General features: G+C 63.3%; 17 protein-coding genes and 1 pseudogene. 4 read left to right on the plus strand and 14 right to left on the minus strand.

What is annotated here, in order from left to right; genetic code table 11:
• Window position 1: 1 nt before the first annotated feature.
• The 10 genes from HW466_RS24210 to HW466_RS24255 form a co-directional block, all read right to left on the minus strand.
• On the minus strand, window positions 2–2,683 hold the full coding sequence (locus HW466_RS24210; protein ID WP_151004981.1) for a type VI secretion system Vgr family protein: 2,682 nt from the start codon (window positions 2,681–2,683) through the stop codon (window positions 2–4).
• 66 nt (window positions 2,684–2,749) lie between these two features.
• Complete coding sequence (gene tssA, locus HW466_RS24215; protein ID WP_059545062.1) at window positions 2,750–3,871, minus strand: type VI secretion system protein TssA; 1,122 nt, start codon at window positions 3,869–3,871, stop codon at window positions 2,750–2,752.
• 44 nt (window positions 3,872–3,915) lie between these two features.
• Window positions 3,916–6,588 (minus strand): type VI secretion system ATPase TssH, encoded by a 2,673-nt coding sequence (tssH, locus tag HW466_RS24220; RefSeq protein ID WP_151004983.1) that lies wholly within the window; start codon window positions 6,586–6,588, stop codon window positions 3,916–3,918.
• Window positions 6,589–6,628: 40 nt separating this feature from the next.
• Window positions 6,629–7,729: a type VI secretion system baseplate subunit TssG gene (gene tssG, locus HW466_RS24225; RefSeq protein WP_059449785.1), complete on the minus strand. Its 1,101-nt coding sequence runs from the start codon at window positions 7,727–7,729 to the stop codon at window positions 6,629–6,631.
• Complete coding sequence (gene tssF, locus HW466_RS24230) at window positions 7,693–9,528, minus strand: type VI secretion system baseplate subunit TssF (protein ID WP_060337848.1); 1,836 nt, start codon at window positions 9,526–9,528, stop codon at window positions 7,693–7,695. The genes tssG and tssF overlap by 37 nt, the downstream gene beginning before the upstream one ends.
• 77 nt (window positions 9,529–9,605) lie before the next feature.
• Window positions 9,606–10,091 carry a type VI secretion system baseplate subunit TssE gene (gene tssE, locus HW466_RS24235; protein ID WP_044845929.1) on the minus strand — a complete coding sequence of 162 codons (486 nt, stop codon included), beginning with the start codon at window positions 10,089–10,091 and terminating at the stop codon, window positions 9,606–9,608.
• Between the two features lie 57 nt (window positions 10,092–10,148).
• Complete coding sequence (locus tag HW466_RS24240) at window positions 10,149–10,652, minus strand: Hcp family type VI secretion system effector (protein WP_059449787.1); 504 nt, start codon at window positions 10,650–10,652, stop codon at window positions 10,149–10,151.
• Window positions 10,653–10,722: 70 nt separating this feature from the next.
• Window positions 10,723–12,213: a type VI secretion system contractile sheath large subunit gene (gene tssC, locus HW466_RS24245; protein WP_059449788.1), complete on the minus strand. Its 1,491-nt coding sequence runs from the start codon at window positions 12,211–12,213 to the stop codon at window positions 10,723–10,725.
• A gap of 15 nt (window positions 12,214–12,228) precedes the next feature.
• Window positions 12,229–12,744 carry a type VI secretion system contractile sheath small subunit gene (tssB, locus tag HW466_RS24250; protein WP_059545056.1) on the minus strand — a complete coding sequence of 172 codons (516 nt, stop codon included), beginning with the start codon at window positions 12,742–12,744 and terminating at the stop codon, window positions 12,229–12,231.
• Between the two features lie 44 nt (window positions 12,745–12,788).
• Window positions 12,789–13,430, minus strand: a complete 642-nt coding sequence (locus tag HW466_RS24255; protein WP_174905649.1) for a tetratricopeptide repeat protein — start codon at window positions 13,428–13,430, stop codon at window positions 12,789–12,791.
• 391 nt (window positions 13,431–13,821) lie between these two features.
• Here HW466_RS24255 and tssJ point away from each other — a divergent pair, with 391 nt between their 5' ends.
• The 3 genes from tssJ (at window position 13,822) to icmH (ending at window position 16,649) form a co-directional block, all read left to right on the plus strand.
• The gene (gene tssJ, locus HW466_RS24260; protein WP_059449791.1) at window positions 13,822–14,421 is read left to right on the plus strand and encodes a type VI secretion system lipoprotein TssJ; all 600 of its coding nucleotides are present in this window, start codon (window positions 13,822–13,824) and stop codon (window positions 14,419–14,421) included.
• 102 nt (window positions 14,422–14,523) lie between these two features.
• Complete coding sequence (gene tssK / locus HW466_RS24265; RefSeq protein WP_151004935.1) at window positions 14,524–15,870, plus strand: type VI secretion system baseplate subunit TssK; 1,347 nt, start codon at window positions 14,524–14,526, stop codon at window positions 15,868–15,870.
• Window positions 15,867–16,649 carry a type IVB secretion system protein IcmH/DotU gene (gene icmH / locus HW466_RS24270; RefSeq protein ID WP_059449793.1) on the plus strand — a complete coding sequence of 261 codons (783 nt, stop codon included), beginning with the start codon at window positions 15,867–15,869 and terminating at the stop codon, window positions 16,647–16,649. The genes tssK and icmH overlap by 4 nt, the downstream gene beginning before the upstream one ends.
• A gap of 92 nt (window positions 16,650–16,741) precedes the next feature.
• Here icmH and HW466_RS24275 read toward each other — a convergent pair whose 3' ends face one another.
• Together HW466_RS24275 and HW466_RS24280 are read right to left on the minus strand one after the other, a co-directional pair.
• Window positions 16,742–17,050 carry a DUF7716 domain-containing protein gene (locus HW466_RS24275; protein WP_151004937.1) on the minus strand — a complete coding sequence of 103 codons (309 nt, stop codon included), beginning with the start codon at window positions 17,048–17,050 and terminating at the stop codon, window positions 16,742–16,744.
• A 204-nt stretch (window positions 17,051–17,254) separates the two neighbouring features.
• On the minus strand, window positions 17,255–17,587 hold the full coding sequence (locus HW466_RS24280; RefSeq protein ID WP_239006173.1) for a hypothetical protein: 333 nt from the start codon (window positions 17,585–17,587) through the stop codon (window positions 17,255–17,257).
• A gap of 50 nt (window positions 17,588–17,637) precedes the next feature.
• On the opposite strand from HW466_RS24280, the pseudogene HW466_RS24285 reads away from it, so the two are divergent.
• Window positions 17,638–17,741: pseudogene (locus HW466_RS24285) on the plus strand (DotU family type IV/VI secretion system protein); the annotation flags it as partial.
• 1,399 nt (window positions 17,742–19,140) lie between these two features.
• On the opposite strand, the gene HW466_RS24290 reads toward HW466_RS24285, so the two are convergent.
• Complete coding sequence (locus HW466_RS24290; RefSeq protein WP_239006174.1) at window positions 19,141–19,407, minus strand: hypothetical protein; 267 nt, start codon at window positions 19,405–19,407, stop codon at window positions 19,141–19,143.
• Entirely contained in the window at window positions 19,395–24,005 is a 4,611-nt protein-coding gene (locus HW466_RS24295; RefSeq protein ID WP_239006175.1) for an RHS repeat-associated core domain-containing protein, read from the minus strand. Before HW466_RS24295 ends, HW466_RS24290 begins: the two co-directional genes overlap by 13 nt.
• Between the last annotated feature and the right edge of the window lie 26 nt (window positions 24,006–24,031).

Genomic DNA, 24,031 nt, shown 5'->3' on the forward strand with positions numbered 1-24,031 from the left:
TTCACTCCCCCGTCCGCTTGACCTGACTGGCCACGAACTCGTCAAAATCGATGTTCTTCAATTCCGCCTTGCCTTCCGCGTCGAGCGCGACGCTATGCTCGGTCCCGTCTTCCGTCGTGAACTTGATCGGCTCGCCGTGCGGCACGTTGCCGTCGGCATCCACATAGCGAATCCGCATGTCTGCCTTCTTGCCTTCAGCCTTGAACGTCTTGTGCATGCTCGTCGGTCCGCTGAACGCGTGTTGTCCGCCCTTCACGTCGATCTTGCCCGGCGCATGAATCTCGATGTTGCCGCCCTTGATCCGGACATACGCGCCGCCCGACGTCAGCAGAATCTCTTCCTTCGCGACACCTTCGATCGTTGAGGTCGCCGACAGCACCTTGATCGTCTTCTGCGCGACCATCTCGACGTTGTCGTTCTGTGCCTGAATCTCGACGGCGCCTTTCCCGGCAAAGAGCTTCATGCCGGCATTCTGCGCAAAGAGGCTGAGCTTCTCCTTGACGCTCGCAACCAGCGATTTCCCGCTGGCAACATGCGTGCTCTGCCCGCTCACGACATTCACGTGCCGATCCGCGGCGATGTGCGTGCTTTGCTGCGACGCCACCCCAATCCCCGCCGGGCTCGCAAACAGCATCACCGGCTCCTTGAACGCGTTCGCGTTCCCCGTCCCGCCGCCGGCCGTCCTGCCCCCGCCCGCGCTCGCACCCGCCACGCTGTTCTGCGTCGCATCGGTGAACTGCTTCAGCGCCTCGTGCCCCGTGCCGAGGCTCTCCGCCTGATGCATCTCGCTGACCTGCGACATCGACTCGACCAGGCCCTGCGCGTTGACGAGCTGCTGCTTCGCCTCGCTCACGTCGAGCGGCTGGCTGTTCGCCTGCTTCGGATGCGTCGTCACGTACAACCCTTGCCCGGCACGCATCGCGCCGTAAGCATCCGTGCGCAGATCGAAACCGGAGCCGAGATACGCGCCGCGCGTGTTGCCGTTCTGCTCGATCAGGTAACCGAGATGAAGCAGCGAATTCGCGCTGCTGCTGAACAGGCGCGCGCGGTTCTGCCCGGTCGCGTCGTCGAGCACCATCTCGTTGTGCCCCGATCCCGCATACTCCTTCGACCGGAAGCCCGACAAAATGCCGTCGCTGTGCCACTGCGGCTTGACCGCCCCGTTGTATACGCGGTGCATGACGATCGGCCGGTCGCAGTCGCCGCCGATGTAGCCGACCAGCACCTCCTCGCCGACGCGCGGAATATGCACGCCGCCATACCCGCCACCGGTATCGGACTGCACCACGCGCATCCAGCACGACGCGTTCTCGCGGCCCTCGCTCTGCCGGTCCCAGACGAACATGACCTTGATCCGGTTCAGCTCGTCGGTATAAACCTCTTCGCCCTTCGGGCCGACGACGATGGCCGTCTCGAGCTGCATCGCGGGCTTGCGGTGCTCGAACGGGCTGCGATACGGCACGCTCGCGCGCTGCGCCTCGACTTCGACAAGATAGAACCCGGCGGAGCCGTCGTCATGCCCGACCTCGAATGCCGCCGCTTCGCCGTGAGCGGCCTTCGCCTGCGCGAGCCGGCCCTGTAGGCTATGCGGGAAGGTCGCTTCGTGATCGGAAATCGGCAGGTTGTTCTCGATGTACCGCGTGACGCCGATGGCCGCGAACTCGCGATCGCTCTCGGCATCGCGATCGTGCTCGGGATGACCGGTCAGCGTGAAGCGCCGGCCCGCGTCGATACCGCGAACGCCACCCACGCCGAAAAAGCGCTTCGCGCGCGACTCCCACTCCTCGAGGCGGATCTTCGACAGGTGTTCGCCGCGTTCCTGGCCCGGATATGTGTATGCGCCGGTGTATTCGTAGATTTCCGCCTGCTCCGGCAGGTCGCCCTGACCGGACTTCGTCGGCAGCGACGTGCCGTTCGGATTGCCCGCCGACGACGGTGACTTGTAGTCGAACGTGCGAGTCGTGTGCAGCGTGCTTTGCAACGTCCGCGACGCGGCCCATTGCGTGAAACCGGCAGTTTCGGTGCCCGTGCCCGAGCGTTCGAACGTGACGGCATTCGGCGACAGCGCATCGACCGCATGCAGGTCGTCGGTGATGACGAGCGTATGCGCCCGTCCGTCTTCGCCGTGCCGCCAGAAACCGAACAGCCCTTCGTCCTCCATCAGCCGATGCACGAAGTTCCAGTCGGTCTCGCTCTGACGGCAATACGAGCGCGACGGCAACGGCTTCGACAGCGCGAACCGGTATTGGCCCCGCGCCTGCGGATGCATGTCGAACACGTCGGAGAGAATCGCGTCGACCGGCTTGTCCTGCCAGTACCGCATGTCGCTGCGGAACTTGAGGAAGTGCATCCACGACGCGAAGCCGAGCTGGTAACTCGACAGGCTGCCGTCGGCGCCGAGCCGGCGCGCCGTATGGATATAACCGTTGATCGGCCGATAGGATTTGTCCGCCTGCTGGATCCACAGCGTGATCGGCTGCGCGATCAGCGTCTTGAGCTCGACGTCGCTCGCGGTCGACACCAGGTCGAGCATCACGCTGAAATCGCGGCCGAGCTCCGAGCGCGTCACGGCGCGGCGCGGCACGAGCGCATTGTTCGGCAGCGACGGGATGTCCGTCTTCAGCAGGCGGTCCTGCTGAATCAGGCCACCGCGGAGCGCCTGCGCCAGTTCGGTCACGTTCATCGTCACCCTTCTTCTCGTTCATCGCGAGCCCGCCGGGCCCGCGCTCTCAGGTCAAAACGTCATCGCTTACGACTGCTCGTCGGGCCTCACCCCGAGCAGTTCGCGAATGTGCGACAGCGATCCGTCGTCCTTCACGACGCTCTCGAGCCATTTGTGCAGCGGCATGTCGGCCCATTCGGCTGCCTTGTCCGCGAGATATGCGACAGGGCTGTGCGGCTCGGTCTGGCGGAAGTAGCGCGCGACGGCACGCAGCTGGTCGACGGCCTGCGCACGGTTCTGGATGCCGGCGATCATCTGCGTCACCGGCGGACGCGGAGCGGTCTGCGACTGCACGTGAGTCTCCTCGCTGTGGAACGTGTCGCCGAAGCTCGGCTCGATACGCTCGGGCTGCGCCTGCGGCGCCGACGGCGCATGCGGCGCGCTGCCCGTGTAACCCTGTTCGCGCGCGAAGCGCTCGACGAGCCGGTACACGGTCTCGAACGCGTCGCGCGCCTGCCGGAAGCTCGGCGCCGAATCGCCGGCGCGTTCGACGAGCCGCTCCTCGAATGCGTCGAGCGCGAATTCGAATGCCTTCAGGTTCGCGAGCAACGTCGTGTAGAACGCGATCGGCGTCACGCGCCGCGACGCATCGACCTGCTCGACCGACGGCTTGCCGCGCGCGATGTCGTCCGCGTGTTCGGGATCGCGTCTCACGGCCTGCGCGACGTGCTGCGCAACTTCCCAGTCGAGCGTGGTGAACGCGTTCGATGCGCCCTCCGTCACCGGAATGCCGCGCAGCAGCTCGGCCGTGCGCCCGGACAGCCACGCGACGTTGCCGAGCCGGTATTCGATGTCGTCGCCCTCGGGCAGCGGATGCACGGTGTCCCAGTAGTCCCGGCACAGGCCTTCAAGCAGCGCATAACCTTCGGTGAGACCGGTGATGCCGTCCTCGAGCGCGAGCGCCTCGGTCAGCCACACCGCGAGCCGCAAGTCCTTGGTGCGCGTGCGCAGCAATTCGCCCGCGCGATCGACGACGAAGCCCCAGTCGGCCTCCTTGATCTCGGTGACCCATTCGCCCTGGTCGAGCGTGGGATCGTCATAGCGCCGCGCGTCCTGGATCGCGTCGAATTCGTTCGAGAACAGCAGGTCGTCGCCGCTGGGCGACGCATCGCTGATCGGCGTCAGCAGCTCGGGGAGATTGATCGGCATGGTTCAGTGAATCCGTTGATGCATCAGATGTCGCGCGCGGCGGCTCATTCGACCGTGTACGCGAATTCGCCGGCCTCGTCCGCGCGCACCGCGATGCGCGCGATGGCCGCGCCGTCGGCGATCCGGCCGAGCACGTGGCCCGCGATCTCCGGCAGCAGCGTGCCGTTCAGGATATGGTCGACGTTGCGGGCGCCCGAATCGACCTCGGTGCAGCGCGCGAGCACCGCGTCGACGAGCGATTCGTCCCACTCGAACGCGGCCTTGTGGTTCGCCTCGATGCGGCGGCGGATACGTTCGAGCTTCAGCTCGATGATCTCGGCCAGCACGTCGTCGGAAATCGGGTAGTACGGCACGACTTTCATCCGGCCGAGGAACGCCGGCTTGAACGCCTTGTACAGCTGCGGGCGCAGCGCCTCGGCGAGCGCGTCCGGGTCCGGCAGTTCCTCGGCCGGCTTGTTCAGGCACGCCTGCATCACCGCGGCCGATCCAACGTTCGACGTCAGGATGATCAGCGTATTGCGGAAGTCGATCTCGCGCCCTTCGGCGTCGTCCATCGTGCCCTTGTCGAACACCTGGAAGAACATCTCGAGCACGTCCGGGTGCGCCTTCTCGACCTCATCGAGCAGCACGACGGAATACGGATTGCGCCGCACGGCCTCGGTCAGCACGCCGCCCTCGCCGTAACCGACGTAGCCCGGCGGCGAACCCTTCAGGCCGGACACGCTGTGCGCTTCCTGATATTCGCTCATGTTGATCGTGACCATCTTGCGCTCGCCGCCGTACAGGATGTCGGCCAGCGCGAGCGCGGTCTCGGTCTTGCCGACGCCCGACGGCCCGACGAACATGAACACGCCGCGCGGCTTGTTCGGATCCTCGAGATTCGCGGTGGCGGTGCGCACGCGTTGCGCGATCGCCTCCAGCGCATGGTCCTGGCCGATCACGCGGGCGGTCAGCAGCGCCTGCAGGTTGAGCACGGTGTCGATCTCGTCCTTCACCATGCGGCCGAGCGGAATGCCGGTCCATGCGGCGACGATCTCGGCCACCACGTGGCCGTCGACCTGCAGCGGCACCATCGGCTCGCCGCCCTGCAGCGCGTGCAGCGCCGCGACGCGTTCGGCCAGCTTCTCGCGGGTGGCCGGCACGTCGACCGGCTCGCCGTCTTCGGACGGGCCGCGTGCGTTGTCGAGCGTCTCGCGCAGCGCGGCGATCTCGGCGACGATCGCGCGCTCGGCTTCATAGCGCGCCTCGTCCCCGGTCAATTGCGCGAGCGCCGCATCGCGTGCGCCGCGCAGCTCGCCGAGCCGCTCGTCGTGCGTCGCGCCGCCTGCCGCTTCGCGCTCCAGCGACGCGATTTCCGCGTCGATGCGCTCGATGCGCTTCTTCGTGTCGTCGATCGCCGCCGGCGTCGCGCTGTGCGCGAGCGCGACCTTCGCGCACGCGGTGTCGAGCACGCTGATCGCCTTGTCCGGCAGCTGGCGGCCGCTGATATAGCGATGCGACAGGCGCACGGCCTCGGTGATCGCGTCGTCGAGAATCCGCACGTTGAAGTGCTTCTCCATCAGCCCGGACATCCCGCGCAGCATCGCGGCCGCGAGCGGCTCGCTCGGCTCCTCGACCTTCACGACCTGGAAGCGCCGCGCAAGCGCGGCGTCCTTCTCGAAATACTTCTTGTATTCGCTCCACGTCGTCGCGGCGATCGTGCGCAGTTCGCCGCGCGCGAGCGCCGGCTTCAGCAGGTTCGCCGCGTCGTTCTGGCCGGCCTGGCCGCCCGCGCCGATGATCGTGTGCGCCTCGTCGATGAACAGGATGATCGGGTGCGCGCTCTTCTTCACCTCGTCGATCACGCTCTTCAGACGGTTCTCGAACTCGCCCTTCACGCTGGCGCCGGCCTGCAACAGGCCCATGTCGAGCACGTGCAGCGCGACGCCGCGCAACGGCGGCGGCACGTCGTCCGCCGCGATCCGCAGCGCGAGGCCCTCGACGACGGCCGTTTTGCCGACGCCGGCCTCGCCGGTCATGATCGGGTTGTTCTGCCGGCGGCGCATCAGGATGTCGATCGCCTGGCGGATCTCAGCTTCGCGGCCGATCACCGGGTCGATCTTGCCGTCGCGCGCGCGCTGCGTGAGGTTCGTCGTGTACGTATCGAGCGCGGGCGTCTTCGACGGGCCGGCGGCGGACGCGGCGCCGTGGGCGGCCGGCGCGACGTCGTCGCCGTCTTCCACATCGGCCTGGCGCGGCTCGGCCTCGCTCGAGCCGGCCATGATCTCGTCGAACTTGTGCTTCAGGTCCGTCACGTTCATTTCCGCGAACTGCGACGACATGCGCTGCGCGAATTGCGCGAGATCGGGCGCGGTCAGCAGCGCGAGCAGCAGGTGTCCGGAGCGGATGCGGCCGAGCTGCGAATCGAGCGACGCGATCAGCCATGCCTGCTCGAACAGCGCGATCAGGTGCACGGAGAACACCGGCGTGCGCGTGTTGCCCGTCTTCAGGCGCGTGAGTTCGCGTTCGAGATCGGCGCGCAGCGCATGCGGATCGACACGGCTCGCACGCAACGCGAGCGGCAGGTCGCCCGTCGCCTCGTCGAGCAGTGCGAGGAACAGGTGCTCCAGATCGACTTCGTAATGGCCGCGCGCCAGGCACGCGCTCGCCGCGCGCTCGGTCGCGTGCCGGCACAGCGGGTTCAGTTTCGTGATCAGGGTCTTCAGAGGCGTGCTCATGGCGTCGATCTCAGGTTCGATTGCTTGTTGTCGTTCGGTATCAATGAATCACATGCAGTTCGTAGCGGGCGTCGGACCGGTCCTCGTCCGCGTCGCGCGTGCAGAGGAACGCATCCCAGCCGAGCCGCGAGCCCGCGCCGAGCACGCTCGCGCCCACTTCGGTGCGCTTGAGCACGAGCCTCACCTCGTATTCGAGCGTGACGCCGGCGAGCAGCGTCAGCATCCGCTCGAGCGCGACGGCCTGCGCGCCGCCCGGCAGGAATGCCTCGTAGTCGCGCTTGGACAGCGGGCCGACGACGATCCGCGCGCGCATGTCGCGCTGCCAGACGCGTTCGCCGACGAGCGCCGTCGCGCCGAGCACCGCGTTCACCTCGCCGAGCACGCTCAGCTGGTCGGGCGGCACGTCGTACCACTTGCCGACGAACTGGTCGATCTTCACCGGCACGCGGAAATAGTCGGACAGCGTGCGCTGCAGGTACGCGGCCGACATCGGCCGGTGCCGCGCGGCGAGCGCGTAACCGGCGACGGCCTCGTCGAGCACGCCGCCCGCGCCGGCCGCGAGGCTGTCGCGCACTTCGTCGCTCGGCACGCCGGCGATCGCGAGCAGCAGCGGCAGATAGCGCTCGTCGCGGTCGAGTTCGTAATGGAACGGCAGCCGGTATTTCTTCCATGCCGCGTAGAACAGCGCGGTCGCGCGGTTCGAGAACACGTCGAAGAAGGCGCGCGCCGCGTGATCGCGCTTCAGGTGCTCGCGCGCGACGATCTGCTCGGTATAGTGCAGCGGCAGCGCGCCTTGCCCGCCGAGCAGCCCGAAGAATGCGGGCGTCAGCTCGACCTGGCCGAGCTTGCCGGCCGCGAGCGCGGCGCCGCGCTCCTCGCCGGAATCGAGCAGCGTGCCGTCGTCGTCGAACGAACGGGCGCCTTCGATCTCGCTCGGCGGAAAACCGAGCGACAGCGTGTTGCGGAATTCGATGCGCTGCGCGACGACGTCGCCCTGCCGCCATGCGCCGGGCGCATCGGACGCCTGCCGCGCGAACAGCCCCTCGAGCACGCGCACCGCCTGGAAGAACTCGAAGCGGTGCGGCTCGTCGAGCAGCGCGTCGACTACGCCAGGATCGATTCGCCGGTCCGGGGCTTGCATCGGATGATCTCCTCGCCGGTGCGCTTCGACACCACGACTAGTTGAACGAAACTGTTGAGGTGCACGTACAGCCCGAAGAAGCTGTCGAGCACGCGCACGAACGATGCGAGACTCGCGCCGACGAAGTGCTCCTCGTCGATCGTCAAGCGGATCTCGATGCCGCGCACGAAGGTCGCGAACGGCTTGCCCGGCAGCCATTGCACGGCGCCGCGCTGCTCGACGCCGGCGAGCCCGTCGATCTGGCGCATCGACACCGCGGTGCGCCGCAGGTCGTACAGCGTCAGCATTTCCTTGAGCGGCGCGAGCCCGTGCGCGACCAGCGACACGTGGTTCAGCGCGAGATGCGACACGAGGCGCCAGTGCGCGGCGCGACCGCGCTCGAAGCGCACGCTCTGCGTCGGGCGCCGCAGCATCGAGATGCCGCTCGTCTGCGCGCCGCCCTCCTGGAACAGGTCGCCGCCTTCGAGGCCGAACGCGAGCATCGACGGCAGGTCGCGGTTCGTGCAGGTGAGGTCGAGGCTCAGCGTATCGGTCTGCGGCGACGTCGGCTCGAAGTCGATGTCGACGATCGAGATCTCGGTTTCATAGCCGGGGCTCTTCTGCGCGACCCAGTCGTTGCGACGCGCGAACCAGTAATGACCGATGCGCGCCGATTCGCCGTGATGCAGCGAATAGAACGGCCGGAACTCGATCACCGATTCCTCGTGCGCCTGTTGCCGGACGAGCTTCACCGAATCGATCGAATACACCTCGTACGCGAACGCGCGGCGCGCTTCGGCGATCACCGGGTACGACACCGCGCGGTGCGTGATGCGGATCGGCTCGCCGTGCTGGCGGAACAGGTTGACGATCGGCGTGCAGAACAGCCGGAAATGGCTGGACGCGAGCAGCTCGAGCAGTCGCGCGACGTGCGAATCGCTGCGCACGTCCTGCAGCACCAGGTGCAGCGTCGCGCGCTGGCAGCGTCCCGACGCACGCGCGATCGCAGCGAGATCGAAATCGACGAAATCGAACTTGTCCGGGAATGCGAAGTATTCGGTGAGCAGGCGATACGCGGGGTGCGATTTCGCCGGGTAGTCGATCAGCGCATCGTCCTCGTCGAAGCCGGCATGCGCGATCGGCAGCTTGCGCAACGGCGTCCAGCGGCCGTTGCGCTCGGGCTCGACGTAGGCGCCGAGGACGTTGACGAACAGGCAGTCGGTCAGCGCGGCGACGAACGACTGCTCGCCGTGCAGGTGCGCGCGCAGCGTCGGCAGCTTCAACGCGCCGAGATCGAGCTGCGCGGCGAGCGATTCGAACGTGATCGAGATCACGCCCGTCGCGTTGGACGGCAGCACCGTCGCGCTCGGCGCGAGCGCGACCGGCGTGAAGCGCGCCTCCGAGATGCGGATCGGCGCGAGCGTCACGTCGTATGCGGTGCGGAACCGGCATTGCACGCCGCGAATCGGACGGCTCTTCAGCTCGGTGCCGCGCTCGATCACCACCGGTTCGGTCTGCTGGCCGGGCGAAGCCGGCGTGAACTGCGCGATCGAGCACGACGGGAACGGCCGCAGGTAGTGCGGATACAGCACTTCCAGCAGCGCTTCGGTGAATTCCGGGTAGTCGTCGTCGAGCTTCTTGTTGATGCGCGCGCCGAGCAGCGCGAACGATTCGATCATCCGCTCGACGTGCGGATCCTCGCAGTGCTCGCCCGACAGCGCGAGCCGCGCGGCGATCTTCGGATAACGCTCGGCGAAATCTCGCGAATAGCGCCGCAAAAACGATAATTCGCGCTCGTAATACGGCAGCAGCTCTTCCATCGACGACCCCGAACCTCAATATTTCCTGCCGGACCCTGAACCGTCACCGGGCGGTCCGGCCCGCTCGGCGGCTTGATTTACAGCATTCTGGCCGCGCGCGCACGCGTGACCGAATATTGCAGCGTCGATGGCTGCAGCATCGCGTCGAAACTCACCGGCTCCTCGGCCGGATGCACGACCAGCAGCGCCTGGATCGCGAAGTACAGCGCGTTGGTCGACTGCTCGTTCAGCTCGAAGGTCACCTGCACCTGCTGAAGCCGCGGCTCGTGCCGCGCGATGGCCTGCTGGATCGACTTGCAGATGAACGCGCGATCGTAGTGACTCGCGAGGCTCAGCCCCGCGAAATCGTTCAACCCGTAGGTCAACACGGACTTCTGGCATTCCGGCAGCGCGGCCAGCTCGATTTCCGTGTGCGCGATACGGGTGTTGAGGATCGCCTCGACGTCGCGGGCGACCGTGTTCTTGAGCTCGTCCAGCGACAATTGCCGCATCGCGGCCGAGGCCGGCAGGTGCGGTTCGTCGTCGAACAGCTTGTCGAGAAAGCTGGGTTCGAATCGTTTCATCGGTCGACGTGCAAAAACGGCAACGGGACGCGTGGCGCCCCGTTGCCGCAACCGACCTTAGACCGCGTAGGTCTTGTCGTTCTTCGTCAGGCTCCAGGCGCCTTGCGTGTTGCCGCCCTGGTTGCCGCCGATCTTCTGCTGGGTCTGCTTCCACTGCACGGCTGCGTACTTCAGCGAGAACGTCTCGATCGGCAGACCTTCTTCGCGAACGCTCGGTGCGATGCTCGAGATGATCACGTACTTGAGCTTGACTTCCAGATACTGCACGCGCTTGCCTTCACCGTCCGCGCGCGAGAAATGGACCGTCACTTCATCGAACGTGGTGCCGCCCGATGCGTGCTGATACAGCAGCGGGCTCGACGAATCGATTTCCTTCGTGAAAATCATGTCGCCGTGCTCGCAACGCGTCATCGTGTGACCGCCCGCGGTCGATGCCGTTGCCGAACGCGGCTGCACGATCGAGTGATCCCACGATTTCAGCTCGATCCAGCCTTGATGGTCCTTGTCCGCGGATTCGCCCTTCACCGCCGGACTACCAAACTGCAAGTGCATATGTAACATGGCCCTTCGACTCCCCAAAGAGGTGGTTTTAACGTCCTACCCAGGCGGCCCGCCCGGGCGATCTACTCGCTTATGAATTTGCCGGTTTGGGCAGATCAGCGACAAGTCGCAGAGAAATCGAGAGTTCGTCGAGCTGAAAGTGCGGGCGCAGGAACGCGACCGAACGATACGAGCCCGGCTTGCCCGGAATCTCCGACACTTGTATGGATGCCTCGCGCAGCGGGAATTGCGCCTTCTGTTCCTGCGACGCGTTGTCGTCGAGCAGGACGTACTGCGAAATCCACCGGTTGAGGAAAGTCTCCACGTTCTGCGCCGATGCGAAGCTGCCGATCTTGTCCCGCATCATCGCCTTCAGGTAGTGCGCGACGCGCGATACCGAGAAGATGTACTGAAGCTGGGCGGACAGGACGGCATTCGCGTTCGCGCTGTCGGTGCTGTATTTTTTCGGTTTCTGCACCGATTGCGCGGCGAAGAACGCAGCGTAATCCGAGTTCTTGCAATGAACGAGCGGGATGAAGCCGAGGTCGCTCAGCTCCTTCTCGCGGCGATCGGTGATCGCGATTTCGGTCGGGCACTTCAGCGCGACTTCACCGTCGTCGGTCTTGAACGTGTGGGTCGGCAGGTCCTCGACCAGGCCGCCGCCCTCGACGCCGCGGATCGCCGCGCACCAGCCGAAGTCGTCGAACGCGGCCGTCAGGCGTGCCGCGAATGCCCAGGCCGCGTTGCACCACAGGTACTTGTCGTGCTCGGTGCCGTCGACGTCCTCGACGAAGTTGAAGTTCTCCGCGGTCTGGCCGTCCTTCGGATTGAACGGCAGCCGGCCGAGAAAGCGCGGCAGCGTCAGGCCGACGTAGCGCGAGTCTTCCGAATCGCGGAACGACTTCCACTTCGCGTATTCGACCGTGTCGAACACCTTGCCGAGGTCGCGCGGCTTGCCGAGATCGGAGAACGACTCGAGGCCGAGCAGTTCGGGCGATGCCGATGCGATGAACGGCGCGTGCGCGGCGGCCGCGACGTGCGACATCTGCTCGATGAAATACATGTCTTCCGGCTGGCGCGAGATCTCGTAATCGCCGATCAGCGCACCGAACGGCGAGCCGCCGAACGTGCCGAATTCTTCTTCGTAGACCTTCTTGAACAGCGCGCTCTGGTCGAACTCGCTCGCGCCCTTGAAGTCGCGCACGAGGTCGCGCTTCGGCGCGTGCAGCGCCTTGATCTTGATCGTCTGGCCGGTGTTGCTCTCCTTGACCAGATAGTCCATGCCGCGCCACGTGCTTTCGAGGCGCTGGAATTCCGGCGCGTGCATCACCGCGGACAGCTGCGAGGAGATCAGGCGGTCGAGTTCCGCGACGCGCGCGTCGATCGTCGCCGACAGGTTGTCCGACACGATCACCGTGCCGTCGAGCACCTGGTGGACGAGCTCGCCGATCAGGTCCTTCGCACGCGCATGCTCGGAATCGGATTTCGCGACCTTGCTCTTCTCGACGATATCGTCGAGCAGCGAAGTCCCGGCGGCGTATTCCGCGCCGCTCGCTTGGGCCGCAGCCGTTTGCTGGTTCATCTCAACACTCCGTCGTCATTCGCCGTCTTTGTCGGCGCCGGTGCCCTTCGCGAGCTCCTGCAGCTGCTGCGTGTTCTTCAACACCTCGGACAGCAGATCCTCGAGCTTGTCGTTGCCGGCGAGCTTGTTGCGCAGGTCGGCGAGCTTCGAGCGCGCCTCGAGCAGGCGGCGCAGCGGCTCGACCTGTTCGACGACTTCGTCCGGGCTGAAATCCGACAGCGAACGGAACTTCAGGTCGACCGCGAACTTGCCGCCTTCCGGGCTCAGGCGGTTTTCCACCTGGAACGCGGCGCGCGGCTCGATCGCCTTCATCACGTCGTCGAAGTTGTCACGGTCGATGTTGACGAACTTGCGGTCGCGCAGCTTCGGCTGCTCGACTTCCGACTGGCCCGCCAGATCGCCGATGACCCCGACGACGAACGGCAGTTCCTTCACCTCGATCGCATCGCCCTTCTCGACCTCGTAGGTCAGCTGGACGCGCGGCGGCCGTATTTTCTGCAAGCTTTTCTGAATGCTTTCTTTCTTGGCCATCTCGACGGCTCCCAGGTTAGTTGTGGTTATCGCGTCAGTTGCGCTCAGTTGCGCAGCGCGCTGAACGGATCGGCGCCGCCCTTTTGCGGTGCCGCGGCCTGCGGCGGGGCGGCCGGCGTCGGCGCGGCCGTTGCGGCTTCCGCTGCCGGCGCCGCGCCGGGCTTCGGACGATGAATCACACGGCGCGCGGTGCGCGGCTTCGTCACCCGTTGCTCCGGCGGAAACAGCGCGGATTCGCCGAGCGTGTCGCGCAGTTGCTTCGCGAGCGCCTGCGCATCCGACTTCGCATCGCCCGCGAGCGATGCATCCTGGCGCAGCTCGCCGAGCGACTGCGTCGCGATCCGCAGCCCCGCGACGGCGAGCACGCTCTTCGCCTGACGATCGGTCGCGTCGCGCTGCAGTGCCTCCTGCGCGGCGACGATCGCCTGGCCATAGTGGTTCTGCGCAAACTGGATCTGCGCGATGCGCGACCACGGCTCCTCGCGCGTCGGATCCGACTTCGCGAGTTGCTGGTACAGGCCGAGCGCCTTGTCCTGGTCACCCGACTTCGCAACAGCGTCCGCATCGGCCAGCGACTTGTTGAACACCTCGGCAGTCGGCGGCGCCGGCGGCTGGCTCGCACAACCGGCGATCACGCCGCAAGCCAGCACAACCCCAGACAATTTTGCGAAGAGACGGTCTTTCATCGTTATATCCACCGGCGCGTGAGTATTAAAATCGTTGAGAATCTGGTTCTTTTGCTTTGCAAGAAGCGCGCGGGTATAGTACCGATCAATTTTTCATAATTCAATCGCTGCGTGCAGAGTAATTCCTTTTAAATCCGTGCGCTACCCCTCGAATCGCGTCTGGCAGCGGGCCGGAAGCGGCCTTTGCATCGATCGGAATGCGCAAGTTTTACTGGCTTCTCGGCACGTTGCCCGCGCAACGGAAAAAATTTCCGGCGGCCCGATGCCGCGCGTGCGTGCTTAATAGTTGAACAGCTGATCGGGCGGGCATTCGCGGCGAACGCGGAAATACCCGGCAGATTTGACAGGGAGTTAAAGGCGGCAAGCCGGAAACAAGATGAGAAGATCGCCCATGATTCGCTTTGCGCTGCCGGTGATTGCCTGCGCACTCCTGGCCGGATGCGCGGCCGCGCCGCTGCTCGGCTCCGCCGCGAGCGCCGTGATGCAGGCCGCCGGCGTCGGCAAGCCCGAACTGCCGGATGCCCAGAAGCCGCCGCGCAACATCGGGCTCACGCTCGCCGCGGCGCCCAATCTCAATGCCGCGAACGATCGCAAGCCGCTCGCGCTGGTGGTGCGGCTTTACGCGTTGAAGGATCCGACTTCGTTCCAGCAGGCGCCATTCGACGCATTTACCGATCCGGCCAAGGAAAAAGCGGCACTCGGCGCGGATCTGCTGAACGTGCGTGAAATCACGCTGATTCCGGGGCAGCGTTATACGGCGACTGAAAAGGTGTCGCGCGAAGCGCAGGCATTCGGCATCGTCGCGCTGTTCCGCGACCCGGCAATCCAGCGATGGAAACTGACGTTCGACCCGGCGAAGTCCGAGAAATCCGGCATAATCATCGGCCTGCATAATTGCGCGATGACGGTCACCGATGGCTCCGTCATCGCACCGCAACAAGGTGCGCCTTCGCAACCGCTGAATTTGCTTTCGTCGGTCACCTGCGGTTAAACATGACGCACGAGTGTCAATTAACAAGAGTTAACAAATTGGCGATTAATTCGGGCACGACCAAATCGATTAGATCGCAACGCTACATTAACCGGATTTGACATGAGTTATTCGGCCAAGGTGCTGTGGGGGGAAGGGCTGTTCCTCCGGCCTCAACACTTCCAGCGGCAGGACGCCTACCACGAGGCGCGCCTGTTCGAGTCCATCCAGGCGATCCAGCCGTACAACTGGGGCGTGCGCTCCGTGCGCATCGACCGCGATGCGCTCGGCAGCAACGTGCTGCGCGTGGCCGAGCTCGCGCTCGTGTTTCCGGACGGTGCGCTGTATGCCGCGCCGCAGGCCGACGACCTGCCGCCGCCGATCGCGCTCGACACGCTGCCCGACGGGATCAACGAATTCGTGTTCTATCTCGCGCTGCATCCGCTGCGCGAGAACGGCACCAACTACAGCGACGATCCGGCCGCCGGCTTCATGACGCGTTTCGTCAGCGAGCAGACGAGCGTCGCCGACAATTTCACCGATGCCGCCGAAGCCGACATCACGTTCCTCAAGACGCAGGTCAAGCTGATCGCGCACAGCGAGCCGCGCGACCAGCTGCTGTCGGTGCCGCTCGTGCGCGTGCGCCGCACCGCGACGTCCGGCTTCGAGATCGACGACAGCTTCGTGCCGCCGTGCCTCGCGATCGAATCGTCGCCGATCCTGCATCAGCGGCTGCGCCAGCTCATCGACGCGCTGCAGGCGAAGGTCAACGCACTGTACGGCTTTCACCGCGAGCCGTCGAAGAACATCATCGAATTCCGCTCGGGCGACATCGCGTCGTTCTGGCTGCTGCACACGGCGAACGCCGCGTTCGCGACGCTCGCGCACCTGCATCAGCACGCGGCGCTGCATCCGGAGCGGCTGTTCCAGGAACTGCTGCGCCTCGCCGGCCAGTTGATGACGTTTTCGAAAGGCTATACGCTCGCCGATCTGCCCGTGTATCGCCACGACGATCCGGGGCCGAGCTTCGCGCGTCTCGATTTGATGCTGCGCGAGCTGCTCGACACCGTGATCTCGACGCGCTACTTCGCGATCACGCTCGACGAGGTGCGCCCGTCGTTCCACCTGGGCCGCCTCGACTCGGGCAAGATCGACGACAAGACCGAGTTCTACCTGGCCGTATCGGCGGACATGCCGAACGTCGAGCTCATCGACGCCGTGCCCGCACGCTTCAAGGTCGGCGCGCCGGATGACGTCGACAAGCTCGTGCTGTCGGCCATGCCAGGCGTGCGGCTGTCGTACATGCCGCAAGTGCCGCCCGCGATTCCGGTGCGGCCCGGTGCGTGCTATTTCCAGCTCGATTCGCGCGGCGCGCTGTACGAGCGCATGCTGCAGGCCCAGTCCGCGATGATCTACGCGCCGACTGGCATCAATGACCTGAAATTCGAACTGATCGCGGTCACATCATGAGCTACGCGCCCTCCCTGTTCGGCGACAACACGCCGGCTCCGTTGCACACCCCGGCGTCGACCGACGCCGCGTTCCAGGCTCGTTCGCTGCTCGATCTGCTGTACGACGGGTTCTTCATGCTGTTCCTGCTCAAGAACGGCCGCGAGCCCGATAGCGCGAGCGAGTTCAGCACGAAGATCCAGGAATTCCTGTCGGACTTCGAGCGCGGCGCGAAGAAGCTGAACATCCCGGCCGAGGACGTGTATGGCGCGAAGTTCGCGTATTGCGCGGCGGTCGATGAAATGGTGTTGTCGTCGCAATTCAAGATCCGCACCGACTGGGAGCGCCGGCCGCTGCAGCTCGTGCTGTTCGGCGAGCAGCTCGCGGGGGAGAAGTTCTTCCAGTATCTCGAGGAATGCCGCGCGCAGGGCGCGGCGCGGCTGCAGTCGCTGGAGGTGTTTCACATGTGCCTGCTGCTCGGGTTCCAGGGCAAGTATCTGCTCGAGGGGCCGGAGAAGCTCGCATATCTCACCGCACGGCTGGGGGACGAGATTGCGCACATGAAGGGCAAGCGCGCGGCGTTCGCACCGCATTGGCCGCTGCCGGATCAGATCTCGCACCGGTTGAAGCGCGAGGTGCCGGTTTGGGCGATCGGCGCGGTGTTCGCGCTCGTGGCCCTGCTCGGGTATCTCGGGCTCAATACTTATCTGAAGGACAAGACGCTGCAGGCGCTGGCGCCTTATTCGCAGGTGATCAAGGTCGGGCCGGAGTCGGCGAATTTGACGATTTCGTTGCCTTGAGGGGCGTTGAGTCGTCGTTTTAACGCGGCTGCTGCTTCGTGGAAAAGGACCGCCCGGCGGTCCTTTTTTGCTGTGGCGTGCGGGATAAGCCGTCAGAGCAGAATGAACTCGTCGTTTTCGACGTAGTACACGAACGCGTCGAACAATTGCGCGATGCTCGGTTCGTCGACCTGGTCGTGCGCGTTGATGACGATGTCTTCGATCGTCGTGCTGCTTAGCGTGACGCGCCAGCCGGGCGGGGTTGCAGCATCCGATACTGCGCCGTCTTTCACGTCTTCGAAGAAGACACCGCTCGTGTCGGGCGTCCATGGCGTCGGTGGTAGGCAGAGCCGCCCGGTGAAGTCACCGGGATGTTCGAAAACGTGTTTCAACGACACTTCGGTCGCGGTGATAGTCGACATGGGGTAAGGCGGTGGTAACTAAGAGAAATGTAACGGGCTGTGGACGCACTTGCGTTGTAGCGCCCACGTCAGCGAGCCGCGATTGTGCCAAATAGCGCATGCATAAGGTTGGCCGGCGGCTATCTTCGCCACGTCTTCGACTCATCACCAGGATACCGGGAAGATGGGGGCCAAGCATGGCGCGTGGCCGCGTCCGGCCGCCATCTAGCCATGCTCGACGATACGATACTCGTCAGGCTTCGCCCACGATACCGAACGATAAGGCCCCGTGACTGCCCCGTTTTCCCGGTAATGCTCGACGAGGTCCTGCGGACTCCAGCCTCGTCCGGCCGAAAAGAGTACATTGAGCTCCGTCAGCATTCTCACGAGATGCTGGCGGTCCGCATCGTCGGAAATTTGCCGTATCCACTGATCTCCCTGTTTATGGAATCCAGCGGTCTGCAACTTCGGGACGTGCGCAGGTACATCGGAAAGGACAACACACCTGTTGCCTGCAATATCGATCACGACGGTTTCATTTTTCGGGATCGGCATCATTTTCTAACGCTCGCGCTCACGAGCGTCTTCACGTAGTGATCGTCTGCGCGTTTGAGCCGCATTGGCCGCTGCCGGATCAGGCCTCGCACGGTTGAAGCGCGAGGTGCCGGTTTGGGCGATCGGGGCGGTGTTCGCACTCGCGGCCCCGTTCGCGAACAATGCTGGCGGGTTCGGCTCCAGGTAGCACTCGCTCAAAAATCTTTTAAGCGAGCCCGATTGCATCAACTTTTAGCCGGCCAAAATTCCAGCAATGCCCTCAAGCTCATCAAGAGAAAAATCTCTCGTCGCCTCAATGCAGACTCCGTAAGACGAGTCAAATTTCACATTAAACTTCCTGCCTTTATACCTGCAACACAAAACGTCAGCTTCCGGTAGACGAGCGACTTTTTCGAGGACAATTCCACTCCTCCCCGAGCACAAAGCGCCGCAGACGCTATCGAAATCCAGAGTATCCAGATCTCTCGAATTGAACTCTCGCATCGCTAAGTACCCTATCTCAATCAAGATCCCTGCTCGTCAGGTTAATACCGGCCCGAATCGCTCGGACGATCCGACGACGTAGTTGTACACGTCATCGCCTTGATAGCCCTGGCCGTTTTCTTTCCGTGCAAGTATAGGCCCTGCATTGCCGGCAAGCGAATTTCCCCCCGAGTAAAGCGCAGTAGGTGCATCGTGGTCCGTCATGAAAAAGCCAATCGAATTGCGCGCTCAATTGCGCAATTTATGCGCCAATCGCGTCATTCCCTTACCGCACGCGCCTTTCCTCCACGCGAACCCAATTGCACATCCAAGCAATCGACTCACCTTCCTTTCAATCGATCGCTATCGAAGCGACATTATGGGAGACCGTTGATACAGACATCAAAACAATGCCACCTCTCTCGATCGAAAGGTCGAAAACACTGATAATGACAAGCTCAGATCGGCGGCGTCATAGTCTTTCGGCTACCGGTTTAGCCGAGACACCATCAACCACCACTCCCAATCAAATCGAACGAGCGAGACAAATAGTCCGCCCCAGCCTCTTTGATACCCTCATCCTCACTAGCCAGAGCCTGCTTTGCGAATTTAATCATCAGATCCCGACCAAGCCCATAACACAATTCCAACAAACAACGATACCCCTAATAATCTGCATTTATAAGAATCGCATTTATCTCACCCTCAATACGCCCCATCACCCAGTCACGCGGCAACTGCAATATTAATTCTCGACATTCCTCCGTAAATCCATTTACATAGCTAGCCAACGAGACCAGCTGCGCAAAAAAAATACAACCCTCTCCATAGGTGGATAAGATGCCACCAAACTGATGGCCAGCGATCTCTCATCCGGAACAAGAAGTGCATTCCGAATCAAATCAGTTGCCGATACCTTTCTCAAAAACTCCCTTCTCAATCCGACGTAATCACAAAAAGCCCTCTTAAGTTCACCCCAAGAATTGATATCTCGAGCCTCCACAATTACTTACTCCCGGTCTTAATTCAAGGAATATTTTTTGCGCTTCCCAATAAATTTCCACGCCGGGAGCCGTTCGAGCGATCTTTCGTTACTACGCTTCTGACAAGTATGCCTTCAACATCTCTAGAAGCTCAGTTTTTGAATAGACGAACTCCTCTCCCGCACTCATCCCACCAATCGTGTCGAGCAGCGTGTCGAGCCTCTTATCACCATAGCGATATGCCCTGGCATCAAGCGACTTGAGATAGACATATTGAGCACAGATTTCTGGGTCGTAGGATTGCGTCTCGATGAACTCCATTATTTCCGTGACTAGTTTCAGTTTTTCATCGCGTTGATTCATCGTCAGCACCTGCATGGACAATTAATTGCTCTGCCGCCCGGCGTCGCCTTGCCTTGATCTATGTCTGCCTTGGTCGGTGGGTAGTGGGGCAAATCGAGAACCTCGCCATCACTCATCTTAGGATGAACACGATTCACTGCTCCAGAATGGTCATACGTCTCTTCCCAACTGCGGACTTGACCAGTAGCAGGATTCCATTCGGTAACATGTGATCGTCCTCTAGTCGGCCCGGCAGTTCTGGCTAATGCTTCTTTATCGTAGTATCGGATACGTCCGTCTGGAAGCGCACGCGTTCGATCAGCAGTCGCCTGTGCTCCTTCAAGCGCTGACAGCTTCCGACGAAGTTTATCTGCTGGACTATCGCATCTGAGCCCCAGCGGATCAACCCAATCGATGGAGTTAGGCGCGTACTGGAATGCATTCAACCCACCTTGCAGTCCAATCGGATCCTTGCTGATGAACCGCCCGCTGTTCGGATCGTAGTACCGATGCCGGTTGTAGTGCAGCCCCGTCTCCTCATCAACCTGCTGCCCCTGAAACCGCAACGGATTCCTCGCCACGATCCCCGCCGCCTTCGACGCCCGCGCAATGACGTCGCGCGCTTCACCCCACGCCTTATACGACGCTTCCCACACGACATCGCCGTCATCGTCCGTCAGCAACTGCGGCGTACCGATCTGATCGCAGTGGTAATAGAACACCGCCGCATCACCGCGCCGCTCCGGCAGCTTCTGTAGCGGATCTTCCTCCGGCACATAGCGGTCGGTACTCTTCCACTCCGGCGTCGAGATTCCCTCGACCGGCTCCGCCACATACTGCGCCAGCGGCACGAATGTCCCCGGCTCGTACAGATAATGCGTGCCGCGCTCGCCGTCACTCTCGTACGCCAGCGTGTCACCGTCCCACCCGAAGACCGTGCGCTCGCCGTCCACCTCTTTGGCAATCCGGCGGCCGAACGCATCATAGAAATACCGCGCCCGCCTCTGCCGCGACGTCTCCGCAACCCGCGCGGACATCAAGCGATTGAACTCGTCCCACTCGTATTCCTGCTCGCCGGCCGGCGTGCGCTTGCGCACCAGATTCCCGCGCGCGTCATACTCGAAGTGCATCCCCGCATACGCCTTCAGCAGGTTGCCGAGCACCTTCGGCACCTCAACCGGCAACGTGCTGTCCGGCCGCACCGGGCTCGGACGCGAAGCCGGCGTTTCCGTGGTCCGCGCCGGATCGATGATGTTGCTCGCAGGATCGAACGCAAACCGTTCCTTCGCGACCGGGCTGATCGCCTCGATCAATCGCCCGACCGGATCGTATCGATAGTCGATCCCGCCTTTGCGACTGTCCTCGATTCGCGACAACTGCCCCGCCGCGTCATAGCGATACCGCCGCTCGGCAAGCGGCGCCGGCGATGTCGCTCGTTGAATCGTCTGCTGCAGCACGCGCCCGGCCGGATCGTAATGCGTGCGTTGCCCGACCTTGCTCGACAGCACACGCACCGTCTCGCGATGAAGATCGTCGCGCTCGAACTGCACGCGCTCGTCGCCATCGAGCAGCATCCCGTGCACATGTCCCGAGCCATACATGAGCCAATCGACCACATGCCCGTCCGGCCGCACCGTTCTTCGCCGGTTGCCGAGTTCGTCGTACTCGTGATGCCAGACGTAGCTGCGCCGCTCGCCGAACAGATCGTACGCGTGATGTTCGCGCACGAGGTTGCCGACCGGATCGAAGAAGAACTGCACGCGGCTGTAACGGTTCACCGCGTCGATCAGCTTGCCACTCGGGTCGTAGGCGAACCGTTCCTCGCTTTGCCCGGCAACACGCTTCATCAACCGGCCGTTCGCATCGACGTCGATCGCCGTTACGCAGCCGGCTTCATCTACCGAAACGAGGCTGCCGGTCTCCTTGTCGTACTGATAGCGCGTCGACTTGCCGTCGAAGCCGACTTCCTCGATCAGCCGCCCGGCCGGATCGTAATGGAACTGGTACGTCGCAAAGTTCGCATCGGTGAGCGCACTCAGGCGGCCGAGACGGTCATACCGATACGCGAGCGTCTGCCCGAGCGCATCCGCGCGACTCGCGATTCGGCCGACGGCGTCATAGCCGTATCGCGTCGACCGGTTCAGTTGATCGGTATGCCGTAACAACCGGCCTTCGGCATCGTATTGCACCTGCTCGACGCCGGCCGGCGAGCGAATCTCCGTCAACTGCCCGTTCGGGCCGTAACGATAAGCGACCATGCCACCCGACGCATCCTTGCTCTCGATCAAGCGACCGATGTCGTCGTAACGCCACTCGGTCTTCTTGCCCGAGCAATCCGTATAGCTCGTGAGCTGCCCGGCGTCGTTGTATTCGAGGGCCTTCGAGCCGCCCTTCGCATCGGTGATCTGCGTCGGCAAACCCTTGCCGTTGTAGCCGTACTTCGTCGCGTGCCCGAGCGGATCGATTTCTTCGACGAGATTGCCGGCATCGTCGTACTTGCGCTCCCACACGTTCCCGTTCGGGTCGACGAGCCGGATCATCTGATCCTTGTCGTCGTACGCCATCTCGACGATGCTGCCGTCGGCGCGTTCATGCTGAACCAGATTGCCGCGTGCGTCGTAATCCCGCCGCTCGATGCTGCCGTCCTGACGGATATGCAGAACCAGATTGTGATGCGCATCGCGACGGAACCACTCCTGATTGCCGTCCGGATGGATGATCCGGTACACGTAACCGTGGATATTGAAGTAGTACCGCGTCATCTGGCCGAGCGCGTCGGTCACGTAGGTCAGACGGATATTCGGATGCCATGCGAGCCGGAGATCGAGGCTGCCGTCATCCGCATATTCGCGTATGCATTTGGCATCCGCGTTGTCTTCGGCATCCGCGCCATCCCATTCGAGCGTCATACCGCGGCCGGTACGATCGGTATAGCGCGTCACAAGGTGGCGGTGATATTGATACGTCCGCGCATTGCCGTGGCGATCGACTGCACGTACGAGATCGCCGTTCGCGTCGTACTCGTAGCTCGCCAGCGCGCGGCGTGCGCCATCCTCCAGCACATGCTCGATCAGCACGATCCGACCATGCTCGTCATGCTCGAACGCCAGCACGTTACCGCTCGCGTCGATCAAGCGCGCAAGCCGATCGAGCGCATCGTAGTCGCACGTAATCGTGTTGCCGGCGCGATCCTTTTGCATCGCGAACCGGAACGCATCTCCACGGCGCTCGTACACGTGCAGTTCATCGTGGCCGTACGCGACCGTCACCCACGTATCGTCGAGTCGCGACAGCGTCAGGTTTTCCGATAGGTCGTCGTGCACAGCACCGACAGCGAGTGCCGGATAATCGATGCTGCGCCCCTCGGCATCGCGAAAGATCCACTGGCCGTTCTTCACGTCGATGCGTGTCGTATAAGGCGTAATCCATCGCGCACCCAGTTCACCGTTGTCATAGGCCGACAACCGGGAGCGATAAGTCCGCCCCCACACGAGCGGCAGCGCGCCCGGCAGGTCGAAATCCACATGCGAGAACGTTTCGTCGCCGAACGCGAAATCGATGGAAGCCGGCGACGCGCCGACGCCGCAAGCCTTGCACCTGCTCTTTCCCGCGCCTTCGGCCGGTGCTTGCGCGTCGGTTTTCTCGAGCCCGTCCTGACCGCGCGTCTTCTTCGCCTGGCTCTTCCCGGCCGCCTTGACGTCGGCGCTCTGCTCATGAAGCTTCGAGCGTGCCTTGACGCGCCCAACGGCCTCGATCAACTGCAACACGAGCCACATCATCTTGCCTTCTTCGCTGCCGGCAAGCGAACGGATCGACGTCGCGATCTTCGGCGCTTCGGTCCGCAAGAACGTCACCGTGCCGCGAAACGGTTCGAGCCACGCATCCGGTGCGAGTTTCGCCACCGTGCCCGCCGTCTTGTTGACCACCTTCTTGCCGAGCACCTTGGTGCCTTCATATGCGAACTGGATACCGTCGCCCACACGGCTCGGGCTATACCACGGCCGGTTGTCCGCCATCTTCTTCGCAAGCTGCTCCTGGCGTTTCAAATTCGCGTTGGCGTCAAACAGTTGCCCATGCAACGCCTTGTCCATGCCCGTCGCCAGCGCGAGCATGAGCTCCTCGGATTTGGACGCGCAGCCGTCCAGCAGCTCGACGAGGCCGGCCTTCAGCTTGTTGAGAAAATCTTCGATCTCCGTCGCGCACGTCGCATTGATGTGCGTGACCAGCACGGAGATGATCGCGGCACCCAGGTTGTTGCGCGTGGCCAGCAATTCGTGACGCACGAGCGCGAGCAGCGGACGCGCCGACATACGGAACGGTGCGAGCGTCGGCGGAAGCGGAATGATGCCGAGCAGGTTGATCGCGAGACTCATGTAGTCGAGCACCTGCCCGCCGCGCTTCTCGACAATCTCGGCAATATCGCCGAGCGCGTCGACCATCGCCATGATGTTGCCGACGATCGGCACCGCGCCGGCAAACGTCTTCACATCCTCGAACGTGATGTGATTGCCGCTGATGCGGCGCAACCATGCGTCGAAGCGGTTGCCGACCGCCGCCACGTCCTTCGGCGAAACATCACTGAGCCAGGTAACGGCCTGTTCCTTCTCGGCGCCCGGTGGAAGTTGTTGTGCCATGTCGTTCTTCGTTCAATTCGTTTTTT

Origin of the sequence: Burkholderia territorii, assembly GCF_902833055.1 — a bacterium.
Taxonomy (GTDB): Bacteria; Pseudomonadota; Gammaproteobacteria; order Burkholderiales; family Burkholderiaceae; genus Burkholderia; species Burkholderia territorii.

Excerpts from the sequence above, each read along its gene's own strand:
- HW466_RS24210 (WP_151004981.1), bottom strand. The coding sequence starts at position 2,683 with ATGAACGTGACCGAACTGGCGCAGGCGCTCCGCGGTGGCCTGATTCAG.
- tssA (WP_059545062.1), bottom strand. The coding sequence starts at position 3,871 with ATGCCGATCAATCTCCCCGAGCTGCTGACGCCGATCAGCGATGCGTCG.
- tssH (WP_151004983.1), bottom strand. The coding sequence starts at position 6,588 with ATGAGCACGCCTCTGAAGACCCTGATCACGAAACTGAACCCGCTGTGC.
- tssG (WP_059449785.1), bottom strand. The coding sequence starts at position 7,729 with ATGCAAGCCCCGGACCGGCGAATCGATCCTGGCGTAGTCGACGCGCTG.
- tssF (WP_060337848.1), bottom strand. The coding sequence starts at position 9,528 with ATGGAAGAGCTGCTGCCGTATTACGAGCGCGAATTATCGTTTTTGCGG.
- tssE (WP_044845929.1), bottom strand. The coding sequence starts at position 10,091 with ATGAAACGATTCGAACCCAGCTTTCTCGACAAGCTGTTCGACGACGAA.
- HW466_RS24240 (WP_059449787.1), bottom strand. The coding sequence starts at position 10,652 with ATGTTACATATGCACTTGCAGTTTGGTAGTCCGGCGGTGAAGGGCGAA.
- tssC (WP_059449788.1), bottom strand. The coding sequence starts at position 12,213 with ATGAACCAGCAAACGGCTGCGGCCCAAGCGAGCGGCGCGGAATACGCC.
- tssB (WP_059545056.1), bottom strand. The coding sequence starts at position 12,744 with ATGGCCAAGAAAGAAAGCATTCAGAAAAGCTTGCAGAAAATACGGCCG.
- HW466_RS24255 (WP_174905649.1), bottom strand. The coding sequence starts at position 13,430 with ATGAAAGACCGTCTCTTCGCAAAATTGTCTGGGGTTGTGCTGGCTTGC.
- tssJ (WP_059449791.1), top strand. The coding sequence starts at position 13,822 with ATGATTCGCTTTGCGCTGCCGGTGATTGCCTGCGCACTCCTGGCCGGA.
- tssK (WP_151004935.1), top strand. The coding sequence starts at position 14,524 with ATGAGTTATTCGGCCAAGGTGCTGTGGGGGGAAGGGCTGTTCCTCCGG.
- icmH (WP_059449793.1), top strand. The coding sequence starts at position 15,867 with ATGAGCTACGCGCCCTCCCTGTTCGGCGACAACACGCCGGCTCCGTTG.
- HW466_RS24275 (WP_151004937.1), bottom strand. The coding sequence starts at position 17,050 with ATGTCGACTATCACCGCGACCGAAGTGTCGTTGAAACACGTTTTCGAA.
- HW466_RS24280 (WP_239006173.1), bottom strand. The coding sequence starts at position 17,587 with ATGATGCCGATCCCGAAAAATGAAACCGTCGTGATCGATATTGCAGGC.
- HW466_RS24290 (WP_239006174.1), bottom strand. The coding sequence starts at position 19,407 with ATGCAGGTGCTGACGATGAATCAACGCGATGAAAAACTGAAACTAGTC.
- HW466_RS24295 (WP_239006175.1), bottom strand. The coding sequence starts at position 24,005 with ATGGCACAACAACTTCCACCGGGCGCCGAGAAGGAACAGGCCGTTACC.